Source organism: Paenarthrobacter sp. NPDC018779 (assembly GCF_044391085.1).
GTDB lineage: Bacteria > Actinomycetota > Actinomycetes > Actinomycetales > Micrococcaceae > Arthrobacter.
The window spans coordinates 109,723-124,736 of the sequence record NZ_JBIRZS010000012.1; the positions used below are offsets into that span (position 1 = coordinate 109,723).

At 66.0% G+C, this 15,014-nt stretch carries 13 protein-coding genes and 1 riboswitch; of the genes, 6 read left to right on the forward strand and 7 right to left on the reverse strand.

From position 1 onward, the window contains the following. Window positions 1-132: 132 nt before the first annotated feature. The 3 genes from ACH488_RS13855 to ACH488_RS13865 form a co-directional block, all read right to left on the reverse strand. Window positions 133-621 carry a hypothetical protein gene (locus ACH488_RS13855; protein WP_397325034.1) on the reverse strand — a complete coding sequence of 163 codons (489 nt, stop codon included), beginning with the start codon at window positions 619-621 and terminating at the stop codon, window positions 133-135. Between the two features lie 38 nt (window positions 622-659). Continuing rightward, window positions 660-1,610, reverse strand: coding sequence for a formimidoylglutamase (gene hutG, locus ACH488_RS13860; RefSeq protein WP_397325036.1), 951 nt, complete (start codon window positions 1,608-1,610; stop codon window positions 660-662). Window positions 1,611-1,767: 157 nt separating this feature from the next. Further along, window positions 1,768-3,210 (reverse strand): NCS2 family permease, encoded by a 1,443-nt coding sequence (locus tag ACH488_RS13865; RefSeq protein ID WP_397325038.1) that lies wholly within the window; start codon window positions 3,208-3,210, stop codon window positions 1,768-1,770. A gap of 113 nt (window positions 3,211-3,323) precedes the next feature. Here ACH488_RS13865 and ACH488_RS13870 point away from each other — a divergent pair, with 113 nt between their 5' ends. Then, entirely contained in the window at window positions 3,324-3,956 is a 633-nt protein-coding gene (locus ACH488_RS13870) for a copper resistance protein CopC (RefSeq protein WP_397325040.1), read from the forward strand. Between the two features lie 150 nt (window positions 3,957-4,106). Then, window positions 4,107-4,298: riboswitch (cyclic di-AMP (ydaO/yuaA leader) on the forward strand. Between the two features lie 3 nt (window positions 4,299-4,301). Beyond that, on the forward strand, window positions 4,302-5,081 hold the full coding sequence (locus tag ACH488_RS13875; protein ID WP_397325042.1) for an NlpC/P60 family protein: 780 nt from the start codon (window positions 4,302-4,304) through the stop codon (window positions 5,079-5,081). Between the two features lie 200 nt (window positions 5,082-5,281). On the opposite strand, the gene ACH488_RS13880 is transcribed toward ACH488_RS13875, so the two are convergent. Further along, a complete protein-coding gene (locus ACH488_RS13880; RefSeq protein WP_397325044.1) occupies window positions 5,282-6,013 on the reverse strand; it encodes an FAD-binding protein in 732 nt (243 codons plus the stop codon). A 413-nt stretch (window positions 6,014-6,426) separates the two neighbouring features. On the opposite strand from ACH488_RS13880, the gene ACH488_RS13885 reads away from it, so the two are divergent. Next, the gene (locus tag ACH488_RS13885; protein ID WP_397325046.1) at window positions 6,427-7,464 is read left to right on the forward strand and encodes a universal stress protein; all 1,038 of its coding nucleotides are present in this window, start codon (window positions 6,427-6,429) and stop codon (window positions 7,462-7,464) included. A gap of 17 nt (window positions 7,465-7,481) precedes the next feature. After that, window positions 7,482-10,340, forward strand: a complete 2,859-nt coding sequence (locus tag ACH488_RS13890) for a PEP/pyruvate-binding domain-containing protein (RefSeq protein WP_397325048.1) — start codon at window positions 7,482-7,484, stop codon at window positions 10,338-10,340. Here the strand turns inward: ACH488_RS13890 and ACH488_RS13895 are convergent. Beyond that, window positions 10,337-11,257 carry a cation diffusion facilitator family transporter gene (locus ACH488_RS13895; RefSeq protein ID WP_397325050.1) on the reverse strand — a complete coding sequence of 307 codons (921 nt, stop codon included), beginning with the start codon at window positions 11,255-11,257 and terminating at the stop codon, window positions 10,337-10,339. The genes ACH488_RS13890 and ACH488_RS13895 overlap by 4 nt on opposite strands. Before the next feature lie 10 nt (window positions 11,258-11,267). Further along, the gene (locus ACH488_RS13900; RefSeq protein ID WP_397325051.1) at window positions 11,268-11,768 is read right to left on the reverse strand and encodes a metallopeptidase family protein; all 501 of its coding nucleotides are present in this window, start codon (window positions 11,766-11,768) and stop codon (window positions 11,268-11,270) included. 116 nt (window positions 11,769-11,884) lie between these two features. On the opposite strand from ACH488_RS13900, the gene ACH488_RS13905 reads away from it, so the two are divergent. Together ACH488_RS13905 and ACH488_RS13910 are read left to right on the forward strand one after the other, a co-directional pair. Further along, window positions 11,885-12,964, forward strand: a complete 1,080-nt coding sequence (locus tag ACH488_RS13905) for a LacI family DNA-binding transcriptional regulator (protein ID WP_397325052.1) — start codon at window positions 11,885-11,887, stop codon at window positions 12,962-12,964. Next, complete coding sequence (locus ACH488_RS13910; protein ID WP_397325053.1) at window positions 12,961-13,884, forward strand: carbohydrate kinase; 924 nt, start codon at window positions 12,961-12,963, stop codon at window positions 13,882-13,884. Before ACH488_RS13905 ends, ACH488_RS13910 begins: the two co-directional genes overlap by 4 nt. Before the next feature lie 11 nt (window positions 13,885-13,895). Here the strand turns inward: ACH488_RS13910 and ACH488_RS13915 are convergent, their stop codons facing one another. After that, window positions 13,896-14,909, reverse strand: coding sequence for a DMT family transporter (locus ACH488_RS13915; protein WP_397325055.1), 1,014 nt, complete (start codon window positions 14,907-14,909; stop codon window positions 13,896-13,898). Window positions 14,910-15,014: the final 105 nt, after the last annotated feature.

The following is a 15,014-nucleotide window of genomic DNA, read 5'->3' on the forward strand; positions in this document are numbered from 1 at the left end:
GACTAGGCCCGGGCCGGCAAACGAATCAAAGTTCATTGCCCCGGTTTTCGCAGGGCTACGCGGGCTGACGGTCAGGCTACGCGGCCTGACGACCGGGCTACGCCGCTGGTCGCCGCACTATGTCATTGTTGCCTACGGTTGCGTGACATGAACCATGCGCCCCCGCCACGACCGCCCGGCCAGTTTGGCCACGCCGGCGCCGATCAGGAGAGTGAGGATCGCAGCTGCCGCGTGCGTGTACAGCATGAGGTCCCCCGCGTGGACAGGGGCGGTGCCGGCCGCGGGGACGGGCAGGTCCGCCGGAATCCGGCCGGTGCCGTGAAGGTGGTCCAGGGCGCCGAGTCCGGGGATGGAACCTCCCAGCGCATCGAAGCCGAAGAACAGCAGCTGCTGCGTGGCTCCGGAAACCAACAACAACAGCAGCGGCCCGTGGATCCAGCGGGAAATGAGCTGCGCGCCCAACGCCGCAAGGGCCACGAAGCCCAACAGCACTGGAATGGCGGGCGCGCTGCCCCCGGAAAGCACGTGGGCAGCGAGGCCGAGCGCCACAGCCACCGGCCCGGCCACCCAGCGCCACTTGTTCTGGACAGTCAATGTGTCCTGCACAGGAGTTGCGCCCATCCACACAGGCTATGCGGAGGATGGCCGCAAGGAAACAGCTATGCCAGGAGGGTGTTCACCAGCCGGGCCGCAACTTTGGCGGTGCGGGAGTCGATGTCGAACCCAGGGTTCAATTCAGCCACGTCCAGGTGCAGCAACGCGCCACTCGCGGCAACCTGCTTGCAGACTGCGCTGATCACCGGCAGGGGCACGCCATACGCAGCCGGGGCACTCACGCCGGGCGCCACCGCGGCGGGCAACACATCGAGGTCGATCGTCAGGTACAGCACGTCGATCCCGGCCAGGAAGTCGGCCACGAAGGTCTCCACTGCCTCCGGCGAGCAGTCTTCGTCCAGCAGGTATTTCACGCCGAGCCGGTCGGCGGTATCGAACAGCGTCCGCGTGTTGTTGGGTTCGGAAATACCCACGACGGCGTACTTCAGTTCCCGCCCGGCGGCGGCTTCCTCCTGGGCCATCTGGAGGAACGGGGTCCCGGAGCTGGGTGTCGGTTCGTCCCGCAGGTCGAAGTGGGCATCGAGGTTCAGCACGCCCAAACGCTTTCCGCTGCGCACGGCCTCCGAGCTGGCAACGCCCAGGTAGCTGGCAAACGCGGTCTCGTGCCCGCCGCCCAGCACCACGGTGAGGTTGCCGCCGTCGAGCAGTCCTGAAATGGCACGTCCCGCCCGCTCCTGGCCCGCTTCCAGGGCGTCGCCCTCAACAACCACGTCACCGGCGTCGAAAACGTCGCGCTCCAGATGGAAGGCCAGGGGACCCAGCGCGGCACGGATGGCGGCCGGAGCTGCGGCGGCACCCACGCGCCCTTTGTTGCGCTTCACGCCGGCATCGCTACAGAAGCCAAGCACGACGGCGGGACGCGAGGCGGCTGCGGCGGCCTCCGGAGTATGGGGAGCCACGGCCTGCCACCAGCGGCGGTGTTCGTCGCCGTCGCCATCGAAGCGGCCGGTCCACGGCGTCGGGGTGGTGTCTACGGTGAAGGCACTGGTTTCCATGCTTAAAGCACACCGGACCCGGACTGCCAAAGCCAGCAGTTCCGGGTCCGGAGTGTCTGAAACCCCGGACATCCGTCCCTCAAAAAACCGCGAGTTGGCATTTGATGACAATGCGGGAGCCTCGGACTGTCATCAAATGCCAACTCGGCGCAGCGACTTACTTGACGCCCAGCAGTTCCTCCACTGTTCCGATGCCGAAGAACAGCAGGAATGCCGCCGCAACAGCCCACATGAGGGGGTGTACTTCGCGGGCGCGGCCCTGGAAGGTGCGGATGAGGACGTAGGAGATGAAGCCTGCACCCAGGCCGTTGGCGATCGAGTACGTGAACGGCATGAGGGCGATGGTGAGGAACGCCGGGATGCCCACGCCCCAGTCCTGCCAGTCGATCTTGCCCACCTGGGAGACCATCATGAAGCCAACCACCACCAGTGCGGGGGCGACGGCTTCGAACGGGACCAGGTTGATGAGCGGCGTGAAGAACATGGCCACCAGGAACAGCACGCCGGTCACGATGGACGCCAGACCGGTCCGCGCACCCTCGCCGATGCCCGCGCCGGACTCCACGAAGATCTGGTTGGAGGAGACGGACGCGCCGCCACCAACAATCGCGCCGAGGGCGTCCACCTGGAGCACGCGGTCCACGTTGGGGATGTTGCCGTGCTTGTCCACGGTTCCGGCCTCGTTGGCCAGGCCCACCATGGTGCCCATGGCATCGAAGAAGATGCTGAGCAGGATCACGAAGGCCAGCAGGGCGGCCGCGATGAAACCAAGGTGTTCAAAGGCGCCGAAAGGGTTCGCCTTGCCGATCAAAGAAAGGTCCGGGGCGCCCCACTCGGAGAGCGTCGGTGCCACGAGGGACCAGCCGCGCGGGTTGACGTTCTTGCCGTCGAAGCTCGGGCCGATGTGGAGGGTGAATTCCAGGATCGCTGCCAGCGCGGTGGATACGACGATGCCGATGAGGATCGCGCCGCGCACCTTGCGGACCACCAGGGCGATGGTCAGGATCAATCCGACGGCAAACACCAGCGTGGGCCAGCCCATGAGCTTGCCGTCCACGCCCAAGCCGAGTGGAACGGTGGTGCCGGCGGCGTCGGGGATGCGCCGGACGAACCCGGCGTTGACCAGGCCGATCAGGGCAATGAAGAGGCCGATACCCACCACGATCGCGGTCTTGAGGGCTTCCGGCACGGCTTTGAATACGGCAGTCCGGAATCCCGTGAGGACCAGGATCAGCATGGTGAGGCCGGACAGGACCACCAGCCCCATCATGTCCGGCCACGTCAGCCCCGGGTGCGAAGCCACAGTCACGGCAACGAAGGCGTTCACTCCCAGGCCCGTGGCGACGGCGAACGGGTGCTTGGCCCACGCTCCCATGAGGATGGTCAGGATGCCCGCAACGAACGCTGTGGTGGCTGCGACGGCGGTGAAGCCCAAGGAGGCTCCGCTGGAGTCGGCTCCGGAGAGGATCAGGGGGTTCAGGACCACGATGTAGCTCATGGCAAAGAAGGTCGCGAACCCGCCACGGATTTCCCGTGAGTACGTGGAACCACGTTCGGAAATCTTGAAGTAGCGGTCTATGGCAGAACCTTGTTTAAGCATGAAGGTCTCCGGGGATCGGGTGAGTGTGCTCTCAAATCCTATGCCCGCGGCTACGGGGCGCCCGGACGATTCGCCTAGTCTGTAAGGAAGCCAACATTAGGAGAAACCGCCCCATGCGTACCATCCGCCCGCTTCTGGCCGCCGTCGTTGCCGCCCTTGCCTTCGCCTCGGCGGTACTTTTTGGTGCCGCCCCCGCGTCCGCGCACGACGTCGCCGAGTCCACCACTCCGGCCAACGGAGCCACCGTGGCGGCAGTCCCGGCGTCGGTCTCCATTACGTTCAACAACCGTCCGCTGGCCATCGGCTCCGGCGTTACGGTGACCGCGGGCGGCGAAAACTGGGCGGACGGCGCCGTCGAAATCATCGACAACCAGGCAGTCCAAAAGTTGCGCCCGGGAGCCCCGGCCGGCGAGTACACCGTGGTGTGGCGCGTGGTCAGCTCCGATTCGCACCCGATTGAAGGCACCTTCAAGTTCACGTCCACCGCGGGAAGCACGACGGCGGCAAGCGGCTCCGCGGGCGCCTCGCCGTCCGCTTCGGCCTCGGGCGCGGTGGTTCCGAGCGCGGGAACGGCAGCCCCGGGGACCGGCTCCGGCGAGTCGGCTCCGGCCGCCTCCCAGCCCTTCCCATGGAGCATTGTGGGCCTCGCTGTGGTGGCAGTGGGCCTGGTGGTTTTCCTGGCGATTACAGCCCGCAGGAAATTGGCCGCTTCCAACGAGGCCGAGGGCGATAATTCCGCGGAATGACGCGGTTTTCTACATACCTGCGAAAATCTCGAAAGGGTTACCGCGACACGCGCAAAGCCAACTCCTCGTTACTCAAATGTGACTTTGGCGTGATCATCCGTTACGGTAGTACCTGTGCCCAATCCATCTTTGGGGCACTTCCGGCCTGATTGCCTAGCTCTGCCGCAGTCCGGAATCCGTTCGCAGACAAACCTACGGCAGAGACGGGGAACCCATTTTAGGCCGCCATCGAGCGTGCCTTGGGGTGAAGTCACGAGGCTTCCGCTGAACAGCGGGGGATAGTGACCGGGTGACTCCCATCCGAATCCGACAGCTAACCTCGCAGGCATCGGGAGAGGCTTTTTCATGTCTTCACGCATTCTTCGCGGCCGTCGTAAGGCGGACATCGCACGTCCCAATCCGTTCATCTCCATCTCCAAGGCCGTTGCCAGCAACGCTTCCGGCGCTGGCCGCCAGGCAGCCGTCATTGCTGCAGCTTCCGGCCTTGTCCTGACCGGCTCCATTGCCGCCCACGCTGCCGAGACCCCCGCACAGGCTCCGGTCCAACGCGACTCCAGCCCGGCGACCGTTGCCGAAACCGTTGCGGAGACCCCCAACAAGGTAGTCACCGCAGCTGCAACGGCCACCATCAACTTCGAGCGCCCCGCGGTTTCCTCCGTCGCGGCTCCCGTTATCGAGAAGCCGGCTCCGGTGGCTGCGGCTCCGGCCAAGAAGGCGACCACTGCGACCACCACCGCCAAGGCTACTGTTGCAGCTACCGCGGCTGCCCCCGCCGCCGCGGCCCCTGCAGCAGCAGCACCCGCTGGCAGCGTCAACGCAGCCATGGTTGCCTCTGCTTACGCCCAGATCGGCATCATGCAGGACTGCACCGCCATGGTGGAGCGCGCACTCGGCTCGGCAGGCATCCCCGTGGGTGACCTCGCTCCGATGCAGTTCCTGAACTACGGCAAGGTAGTCAGCGATCCCCAGCCCGGCGACATGATCGTCCAGTCCGGCCACGTTGCCATCTACATCGGCAACGGCCAGGCCATCAGCGGTGGCATCAACGGCAACCAGACCGGCATCCACCCGATCAGCTGGCTGACCGCAACCGGCCCCATCACGTACGTACGCGCTGGCGCCTAAGCTTCACGCTTAAACACCAAGGCCGGCACCTGGGAGAGATTATTCTCCGGGTGCCGGCCTTCGGCTGTTAAGGGCTTGCTGGGTACTCAGGATCCCTGGCATTTGGCTGCTCGCAGCATTTGGCTGATCGCGGCAGCGGACATGCCGGTTGGTCAGGCGGCCGAGGTGCCCGTTTCCAGATGCAGCACTGTGCCGGCGCTTCAGGCGATCGCGACGCCCGGTCCGGCCGGGAGCGCCACCTTCGACGAGATCGCCTGTCCCACGGCCTTTGCCTGGCGGAGCACTTCCTTGGGGGTGGGGGTGATGAGTTCTCCGACGCCAACAAGGTGCATCCCGACCGCCCGCATGGCGGCCACGAGGTTCTGCCCGATCGCGATGCCGAGTTCGGCCAACATCCGGCGCAAGTGGCTTTGGGCGCAACGCGTCACCACAATGTGGTCCGCCAGAAGGATGCCGCTGGCCGTGTGCACGGCCCACTGGCGGGGTGTTGACTCAAAGGGTGCTGGGCCGAAGGGTGTTGGGTCGAAGGGTGCGAGTCCAGCCGTCGCCAGGCCGGGGCCGCCAACGCCGGGAGCCGAGAGGTCAGCCACGGCCCGCTGGCCAAGTTGCAGGCCCTGGTTGGCTCCCAGGAAGTCCAGGCGCACGGCTTTGGTAGTGCTCCGCACATCGAGCTGATGGCTGGCTGCGTAGTTCCGCAAGTGCCGGAGGATCTGGTTTCGTTCCACCATGGCCGCGGGGTCGCCAGCATCGCAGCGCTGCAGCATTCCCGTGTGGACTGAGGGACCGGATGTGGACAGGGATCCAAACCCGTCCACCACGATTGAGCCGACGCCGTAGCGGCTGAGCTCGCTGGCCACGGCAAGGCCGGAAAGCCCGGCTCCAATCACCACGGTGGTGGTGCGCTCTGTGCCGGAATCAGGCGTGAGTGACACTGCTTGGCTCCTCCTTGACGTGTGTGCCCGAAGGCATCGCGTTGTTTCGCGTCCAAGCTCCCCCAGCGTCCGCAAACAAATGGCCGGGTGTGTCCTGGAACACGCTTGCCGGCCATTCGGTGACTCGAACACTACAGAACTTTTGGGGCCGTGGATAGCCTCAATGGCAGCGTGTTTTTACTTGTTCATCAGGAGTCCAACAAGGACACCGGAAACCGAGCCCGGACCGTTATGCGGCGGGCGAAAAGTCGCCTTGATTCGGCCTTGGCAACCGAGAATAGTGGGCAGTGGAAGGGGATGCCCTGAACTTCTCCTTCCCCGGATATTCGTACCAGGCCGGGCGTGTCACCTTGCGGGGTGAAACCTCTGGCAGAATGACCGGAACAAAAGCAGCAGGTGGAGAGGCGGGCCCCATGGACCAGCACGGCAGTCACGTTGAAGAACCCCGGAGCGGCGACGGAGAAGCCGTTGCCCCTGGTGGAATCGTCGTCGGAGTAGACGGCTCGGAACACGGTCAATGCGCTCTGGTGTGGGCCGCCCGCGAGGCTGAACGCCGCCAACTTCCCCTTCATATCGTCACGGCCTACTCGGTGCCGATTTTCGCGGCCTCCGGCCTGGACGGCGGTTACGCAACCGTGGACGATTCCGTCATCCGCGAGGGCGCGGAAGCAATCGTCAAGCAGGCCATGGAAAAGGTGGCCGGCTATGACCTGGACGTGGACGCCTCCGTGGAAAACGGCGATGCCGCCGGCGTGCTGCTGGACCTCTCAGCCGAGGCCGCTTTGCTGGTGTTCGGAAGCCGGGGCCGGGGAGGTTTCGTTGGCCGGCTCCTGGGTTCGGTGAGCAGCGCGCTCCCGGCCCACGCAAAATGCCCCACGGTTACGGTGCCGTTGTACTGCGCCGACCGCCTCGGGGAGAGCACCGAGGACCGCCACATCAAGGCCGAGCACGCCAAAGCCGGTCCGCGCACGGTGGAGAACGTGGTGGTGGTAGGCGTCGATGGTTCCGAGCAGGCCCGCATCGCAGTTTTGGAAGCTGCCGAGCAGGCAGAACGGATGGGAGCCAAGCTCCGGGTCATTTGCGCCGTCCCGCAATACAGCGGCTCCCTCGCGTGGGTGCCCGCGCCGCTGGACAGGGACGCCCTGTTCGCGGACATCAAGGTGCAATTGGACGCCGGCGTCGCATGGCTGCGCAGCCACTTCCCCAAACTGACCGTGGAAACGGATCTGACCGATGGCTCGCCTGTGGATGTCCTGGTGGAAGCGAGCAGGGGTGTTGAGCTTGTGGTGCTGGGTACCCGGGGCCGCGGCGGCTTTGCCGGGATGCTCCTTGGCTCCACGTCCGACGGCGTCCTGCACCACGCCAAGGGCCCCGTGTTGGTGGTCCCGGACCGGGAGGACCCGCGGCTCGCCGACCGGGCCAACTTCGGTCCCATGCTCGGGGCTGCATAGGGCAACGGCTCCGGTCGATGGACGGCCAGGATCCCGGCGCACGGGCAAAGGAACCAAGGGCACAAGAGCCGCCGCAGGATGCTGACGGCTCCGGGTTCATCCTGCCGCTGGAGGAGATCCGGGCAGGCATGCTGACGCAGGTTGGCGGTAAGGCTGCCAACCTCGGTGAACTGACGGCGGCCGGGCTGCCGGTGCCACCGGGCTTCTGCCTCACGACGGCGGCCTACCGCCATTCGCTGGCGTCCGCCGGAATGGAGGAGGTCTTCGATGCCATGGAGGCCACGGCTTCCAACCCGGACCCCGCGGGCGCTCGCGCCACGGGTGGCCCGGAACCTACCGCTTCGGGCGGTGCCCCGACGGACGCGACGCCGGTGCGCAACGGCTCCCCAGCCGGCCCTGACCCCGCCCACCTCAACTCACTCGCGGCCCGTGCCCGGTCTTTGGTCCTCGACGCCGGGATTCCGCCGGAAGTCGCCAGGCAGGTACGGGCCGCGTACCTCGCCTTGGGTACCGACGTTCCGGTCGCTGTCCGGTCCTCGGCAACTGCCGAAGATCTCGCTTTCGCGAGCTTCGCCGGCCAACAGGACACGTTCCTGAACGTCGTGGGCGTGGACTCCGTCCTGGACGCCGTCAGCAAATGCTGGGCCTCCCTCTGGACGGACAGGGCAGTGAGCTATCGGTCCACCAACGGGATCGACCATTCCACGGTGGCCTTGGCCGTAGTGGTCCAGGAGATGGTCCAGTCAGCCACCGCAGGGGTGATGTTTACCGCGAATCCGGTGACCGGCCGCCGTCGGGAAGCCGTGATCGATGCCAGTCCCGGACTCGGCGAGGCCGTGGTGTCCGGGGCTGTGAACCCGGACCAATACGTGGTGGACATCCAAAGCGGCCGCATCCTGAAGTGCACGCTCGGTGACAGGCAGGTAGAAATCCGCTCCGTGGCCGGGGGCGGCACGGAAAGGGTGGAGCAGGAGACCTCCGAGGCGCCCCCGGAACCTTGCCTCAGCGATGGGCAAGTCAAGGCGTTGGCGGCGCTCGGCCAGCGGGTCGAGGAGCACTACGACGTGCCGCAGGACACCGAATGGGCCATCGACCAGGCAGGCAAGCTCTGGCTCACCCAGGCACGGCCCATCACCACCCTGTATCCGCAAACCACGCGGAAACCGGACATTCCCGGAGAACACGCCTTCCTCAACTTCAGCCTGGCCCAGGGACTCACCCGTCCGTTGACGCCCATGGGACTGGCTGGGATCCGCCTCATCGCGTCCTGCGTGGCAGGCAAAGCACGCTTCACCGTGCCTCATCCGCGTTCGGGGCCTTCGCCGTACTACGAAGCAGGGCAGCGGATCTTCTTCGACGTCACCTCCGTACTTCGCAGCAGGGTAGGACGGCTGATCGTGCCCAGGGTCTTCGACATCATGGAAGCCCGCTCGGCTGCCCTGATCCGTGGACTCGGCGATGATCCCCGGTTCACCGTCACCAACAACACGCCGTTCAAGCTCATCCGGCACGTGGCACCCGTTGCCGCCGCGTACCGGGTGCCGGAGACGATTTTCCGGGCGCTCTTCCGGCCGGCGGCGGCAATGCGGCGCGTGGACAGGATCGACCAGGAGCTTCAGGAATCGTTGGAGGCACCGGAAGCGGCAACAAGCCGACAGCGCCTGCATCACGTAGAGGAAATCCTGGGACAAAGAATCTTCGCCACCGTGCCACAGGTCCTGCCGCTCCCAGCCGTGGGCTTTGCCATGCTGGCTCTGGTGCGCAAACTCCTGGGACCGGACGTGTCCTATGACGAACTTCAAACCGTGATCCGTGGCCTGCCCAACAATGTCACCACCGAGATGGACCTGGAACTGTGGAACCTGGCATCGAAGATCGGCCAGGACCCGGAAGCCAAGGAGTTCTTCGTCTCCCGGACGGCGGCTGAGCTCAGAGAGGCGTATCAGGACGGCACGCTTCCGCCACGGTCCCAGTCCGGCATGGACAGGTTCCTGGCCGCCTACGGACACCGCGCCGTCGCGGAAATCGACCTCGGCATGCCGCGCTGGTCCGAGGATCCCACCCACATCCTTGGCGTGGTGGCCAACTACCTCCGCCTGGAGCCAGGGGTCGGAGACCCCGCCCGGCAATTTGAGGATGCCGCCCGGGCGGCCGAAGAACAAGTATCGCGGCTGGTGGCGCGGGCGCGTGCCAAGAGCCCGGTGCACGCCGCGGTGGTTCGCGCAGCCCTGGACCGGACACGGCGCTTCGCAGGCATGCGGGAACTTCCCAAGTACAACCTGGTGCTCGGCCTCGCCGCAGCCCGGGAACAGTTATTGCTGGTGGGCGGGGACTTGGCCGAGGCCGGGTTGTTGGACGACGCCCTGGACATCTTCTTCCTGGATTTCAATGACGTGGAGACCGCCCTTGCCGGGACCGGACTCCAGCACGTGGTCGCCGGGCGCCGGGAGGCCTACGAGCTTGAGCTGCGGCGCAGGCATATTCCCCGCGTCCTGCTGTCCGACGGAACGGAGCCGGAGGCTGCCAGTGTCCTCGCCACTGCTCCGGGTGCGCCAGGGTCACTCACCGGAAGCCCAGCTTCCGCAGGCATCGTCACGGCCCCTGCGAGGGTGATCATGGATCCCGTCGGAGCGCACCTGGAGCCCGGGGAAATCCTGGTGGCACCCTCCACGGACCCAGGTTGGACTCCCTTGTTCCTCACCGCAGGCGGGCTGGTCATGGAAATGGGTGGCCCCAATTCGCACGGCGCCGTGGTGGCCCGCGAGTACGGCATCCCGGCCGTGGTGGGTGTTCCCGATGCCACGGCGAAGCTCGTCACGGGACAAACCATCACTGTGGACGGTGCCGCGGGGACGATCATCCCCGCCGAGGGCTAGGCGTGCTGGTGCGACTCGTGTTCTGAATGGCTCACGGGTTCCAGCTGGAACGTGCAGTGCTCGGTATCGAAGTGCCGTCCCAGGCAGGAGCCCAACTGGTCCAGGATGCTGTCCGCCCCACTGGCATTCAGGACCTCGTCCTCCACCACCACATGCGCCGAGAAAACGGGTACGCCGGAGGTGATGGTCCAAATGTGGATGTCGTGTGCTTCCACCACGCCATCCACGGCAAGGATGTGTTCACGGATCATGTTGACGTCCACGCCCTTGGGAGTTGCTTCCAGGAGTACGTCCACCACGTCGCGGAGCAGGTGCCAGGCGCGGGGGATGATCATGAGTGAGATCAGCATGGAAGCGATGGGGTCGGCGGCGCTGAAGCCCGTGGTCATGATGACGATAGCGGCCACAATGACGGCGATGGAACCCAGCAGGTCGCCGAGGACCTCCAGGTAGGCTCCCCGGACGTTGAGGCTTTCCTTCTGTGCCCCTTGCAGGACAAGGAGTGAGACGAGGTTGGCTACGGCACCCAGGACCGCGGCCCCCAGCATGATGTCCGTGTGGATTTCCGGAGTCTCGCCAAAGCGCCGGATGGCCTCGATCATGATCACCACGGCGATGACTATGAGGATCAGTGCGTTGGCCAGGGCCGCAAGGACCTCGGCGCGTTGGTAGCCGTAGGTGCGCTGGTCGCTCGCCGGACGGGTGGCGATCCAGGCCGCCATCAGGGCGATGAATACGCCGGCGGCGTCGGAGAGCATGTGGCCGGCGTCGGCGAGCAGGGCCAGCGAACCGGAAACGACGGCGCCAACCACCTGGATGCCCACCACCCCCAGGGTGATGGCCAGGACGGCGATAAGCCGCTTGCGGTGTTTGCCGGTTGCTGTGACTCCGTGGGAGTGGTTGTGGTCGTGCCCCATGCCTACAAGGCTAGCCCCACCCGAGTTCATGAAGGCGGTCGTCGTCGATCCCGAAGTGGTGCGCGATCTCGTGGACCACGGTGATGGCCACTTCATCGATGACCTCCTCGCGGGTGGTGCAGATGTCCAGGATCGGCTGGCGGAAGATGGTGATCCGATCCGGCAGGGAACCGGCTTCCCACCACGAGTCGCGTTCGGTCAGGGGGACGCCCTCGTACAAGCCAAGAAGCACGGTGTCCGGGTCTTCCCCGGGCTGCGGGGTGTAATCGTCTTCGATGAAGATCGCCACGTTATCCATGGCGCTCGCGGCTTTGGGTGGAATCAATTGCAAGGCATCGCTGACGGCGGCCTCGAATTCCTCCGGCGACATCTCGAACGGGGCACCATGCGGCAGCCCGGAATCTTCGGCTGGACTGTGCACGGCTTCGCGGGCCGGAAGCGACGGCAGCGGCGAAGAAGGGCGATCGCCGTCGGGAACGATGGGAAGGCCGGGAGGAAGATTCGCGGGCATGGTTCGACTCTAGTCCGCGCCGGGAGCATTGACGCTGGATGTGTTGGCAGATACTGTTTTGGAGGTTTGGTTATACGCATAACCAAACCTCCACTCCCACCACAGTCAGGTCCCGCATGTCCCGCAATGGCACCAGGCCTGGATCCCCAGGGTCCGGCCCCACGATGCACCACGTCGCGGCTGCCGCCGGGGTTTCGCAGGCCACGGTGTCCATGGTGCTGAACGATGCGAGGGGAGCCAGGGTCTCGGAAGAGACCCGGCTGCGCGTCCACCAGGCGGCCCGGGAGTTGGGCTACCGGACCAATGCCCACGCCAAGGTCCTCCGTGACGGAGTGGCAGGGATGATCGGCTTTGTGGGCGATCACGTGGCCACAGCGCCGTTCGCTGGAAAGATCATCGAGGGAGCACAGGCCCGTGCCTGGGAAGCCGGCATGCTGCTGCTCACCGTCAACACCGGCGGCGACAAGGAGCTTGAGGCGGCGTCCCTTGAGGCCATGTTGTCCCATAAGGTTGCGGGCGTGGTGTACGCGTCCATGTACCACCAGATGGTGGACGTTCTGGACGCGCTGGGTGAGGTTCCCGCCGTCGTGCTTAATGCCCGGGACCGCAGCGGCACGTTCGCGAGCATCGCACCCGCTGAAGTCCTGGGCGGCCAAACCGCTACCAGGAAACTCGTCGACGCGGGCCACCGCCGCATCGGCTTCATCAACATTGGCACCGTCGAAGACGGACTGCCGGCCGTCGTCGGGCGTCTTGAAGGGTACCGGCAGGCGCTGGCCGGGGCAGGCATCGCGTACGACGGCGACCTCCACCGTGCGGGCGACGGCCAGGAAGCCGGTGGCCACCGCGAGACGCTCCAACTCATGGCGCTGGACCAGCCGCCAACTGCGATTTTCTGCGGCAACGACCGCACGGCGTGGGGTGCCTACCAGGCGCTCGCGTCCTTGGGGCTCACCGTGCCGGACGACGTGTCCGTGGTGGGTTTCGACAACCAGGAGTCGCTTGCACCCCACTTGCGGCCGGGCCTGACCACCCTGGAACTGCCTTTCATTGACATGGGAAGTCGGGCCGTGGAGCTGATCCTTGCCGGTACGCCGTCCCCGGGCCACACTGAATTGTTCGAATGTCCCCTCGTCGACCGGCATTCCGTGGCCGCGCCTCCGCACCTCCCCAACCAACGAACAGGAACCGCATGACCGCCAGCCTTTCCCTCGCGCCTGAACCCCTCGACGTCGTCGTGGTGGGTGAAGCGCTCATCGACATTGTGGAATCGCCTGAGGGGACCACGGAGTACCCCGGCGGCTCACCCGCCAACGTGGCGTACGGGCTTGGCCGCCTCGATGTGAAGACGGGCCTCCTGACCGCCATTGGCAAGGACCAGCGCGGGGATGCCATCGCCACGCACCTGCAAACCGCGGGCGTGGTGCTCCTGCCGGGTTCCAAGTCACTGGGTACGACGGCGACGGCGACGGCCCAGATCGCTGCCGACGGCTCCGCGGAATACACGTTCGACATTGACTGGGCGTTGTCTCCCTTGGTGCTGCCCTACGCCCCGAAGATCCTGCACACCGGTTCCATCGCCACGTTCCTGCAGCCGGGCGCCAGCGTGGTCCGGAGCCTTTTGGAGCAGGCGCAGGGCGGTTGCATGGTTACCTACGATCCCAACATCCGAAAGGACCTGGTGGGCAGCCACCACGAGGCGCTGACCCTGTTCGAGGAGCTGGTGCCGCTCACCGACGTGGTGAAGATGAGCGACGACGACGCGCAGTGGCTCTACCCGGGCAAGGCACTGGAGGACACGGCCAGCCACCTGCTCTCCCTCGGCACCGGACTCGCCGTGGTGACGCAGGGCTCCAACGGTTCGCTCATGGCAACCCGGCAGATGCAGCTCAATGTCCCGGCCATCCCCTCGGACGTCGCGGACACCATCGGCGCCGGCGACTCCTACATGTCCGCGCTCATCATGGGACTGCTCCTGCGCGGCAGCGACGGGATGGCGCCTACCGTGCTCGAGCGGATCGGGACCACCGCGTCCATGGCAGCGTCCATCACCGTTGGCCGTCCTGGCGCCAATCCGCCCACGCACCGCGAACTGTTGGCGGGCATGGCCCGCTAGGCTCCTGCTTCCTAGGAGTGTTCGCCCCGGCCCTGCCCTGCGCGCGTCCTGGCCTGAATCCTGCCCTTGGACGCGCGCAGTGTGTTTTTCGCCCGGGGGTTCCGTCGGGTCAAGCCCACGCCCACCAAGCACACGACGCCTCCCACGAGTCCCCAGATCGTTGGCACTTCGTGGAGCAGGGCCCACGAAATCAGGATGGTGGTGCCCGGAACCAGGTAGGTGGTTGCGGCCAGCTTCCCCGCCGGGATTAAGGACAGTGCATAGGCCCACGTGGTGAACGCGATGGCGGTGGGGAAGATCCCCAGGTACACCAGGCCCAGCGTTGCGGGCAGTGGTGCGGCCTGGATTTCGCCGAGCAATTGGCCGGTCCAGGGCAGGCAGCACACCGCCCCGATCATGATGCCGAACCACGTTGCCTGACCTGCCGTGAATTTCCGGAGGACGGGTTTCTGCAGGATCGCGCTGACTGAGGCGAGCACCGCGGCAAGCAAGCACAAGAGCACGCCGGTGACGTCCGCCGTCGAGCGTTGCCCGGAACCGAGCGCGATCATCGCCACCCCGCCAAAAGCCACGGCGCTGCCGATCAGCAGCCACCGCGGGAAGCCTTCCTTGAGGATGACGCCGGCCAGGACCGCGATCAGGATCGGCGACACGTTGATCAGCATGGCGCTGGTACCGGCGTCCAGCATGTGCTCTGCGGCGTTGAGCGCCACGTTGTAGCCGCCGAACCACATCACCCCGTAAGCCGCGATCGGCAGCCATTCGCGGCCTTTCGGCCACACCTTGAGGCCGGGCAGCACCACAAGTCCAAGCACGACGGCGGCAATCGCCAGCCGCCCGAGCGTCAAGGAGCCGGGGGAGAAGCTGGGTCCGACGGCCCGGATGCCGACGAACGCCGAAGCCCACAGGACGACGGTGACGATGACGGCGGCGATGCCGGACTTGCTGATGGAGGCGGCGGGCGCGGGGATGGTGCGCTGCAAGGAGGGCGAGGGCTGGCCTGGTCCGGCCGGGGTGGATGTCATAGGGCCAATCTAGGGCGTGTCTCCTAAAACCCGGGCTCTTTAGCGGGGATGCTTGATGTGTGTCTCGTACTTCTGTTTTGACTGATGGGCAGTGGGCCCGCATTC

Bases quoted from the DNA above. Each gene is read 5' to 3' on its own strand.
- ACH488_RS13890 (WP_397325048.1), top strand. From the start codon at position 7,482: ATGGACGGCCAGGATCCCGGCGCACGGGCAAAGGAACCAAGGGCACAA.
- ACH488_RS13905 (WP_397325052.1), top strand. From the start codon at position 11,885: ATGTCCCGCAATGGCACCAGGCCTGGATCCCCAGGGTCCGGCCCCACG.
- ACH488_RS13855 (WP_397325034.1), bottom strand. From the start codon at position 621: ATGGGCGCAACTCCTGTGCAGGACACATTGACTGTCCAGAACAAGTGG.
- ACH488_RS13900 (WP_397325051.1), bottom strand. From the start codon at position 11,768: ATGCCCGCGAATCTTCCTCCCGGCCTTCCCATCGTTCCCGACGGCGAT.
- hutG (WP_397325036.1), bottom strand. From the start codon at position 1,610: ATGGAAACCAGTGCCTTCACCGTAGACACCACCCCGACGCCGTGGACC.
- ACH488_RS13865 (WP_397325038.1), bottom strand. From the start codon at position 3,210: ATGCTTAAACAAGGTTCTGCCATAGACCGCTACTTCAAGATTTCCGAA.
- ACH488_RS13875 (WP_397325042.1), top strand. From the start codon at position 4,302: ATGTCTTCACGCATTCTTCGCGGCCGTCGTAAGGCGGACATCGCACGT.
- ACH488_RS13885 (WP_397325046.1), top strand. From the start codon at position 6,427: ATGGACCAGCACGGCAGTCACGTTGAAGAACCCCGGAGCGGCGACGGA.
- ACH488_RS13870 (WP_397325040.1), top strand. From the start codon at position 3,324: ATGCGTACCATCCGCCCGCTTCTGGCCGCCGTCGTTGCCGCCCTTGCC.
- ACH488_RS13910 (WP_397325053.1), top strand. From the start codon at position 12,961: ATGACCGCCAGCCTTTCCCTCGCGCCTGAACCCCTCGACGTCGTCGTG.
- ACH488_RS13895 (WP_397325050.1), bottom strand. From the start codon at position 11,257: ATGGGGCACGACCACAACCACTCCCACGGAGTCACAGCAACCGGCAAA.
- ACH488_RS13915 (WP_397325055.1), bottom strand. From the start codon at position 14,909: ATGACATCCACCCCGGCCGGACCAGGCCAGCCCTCGCCCTCCTTGCAG.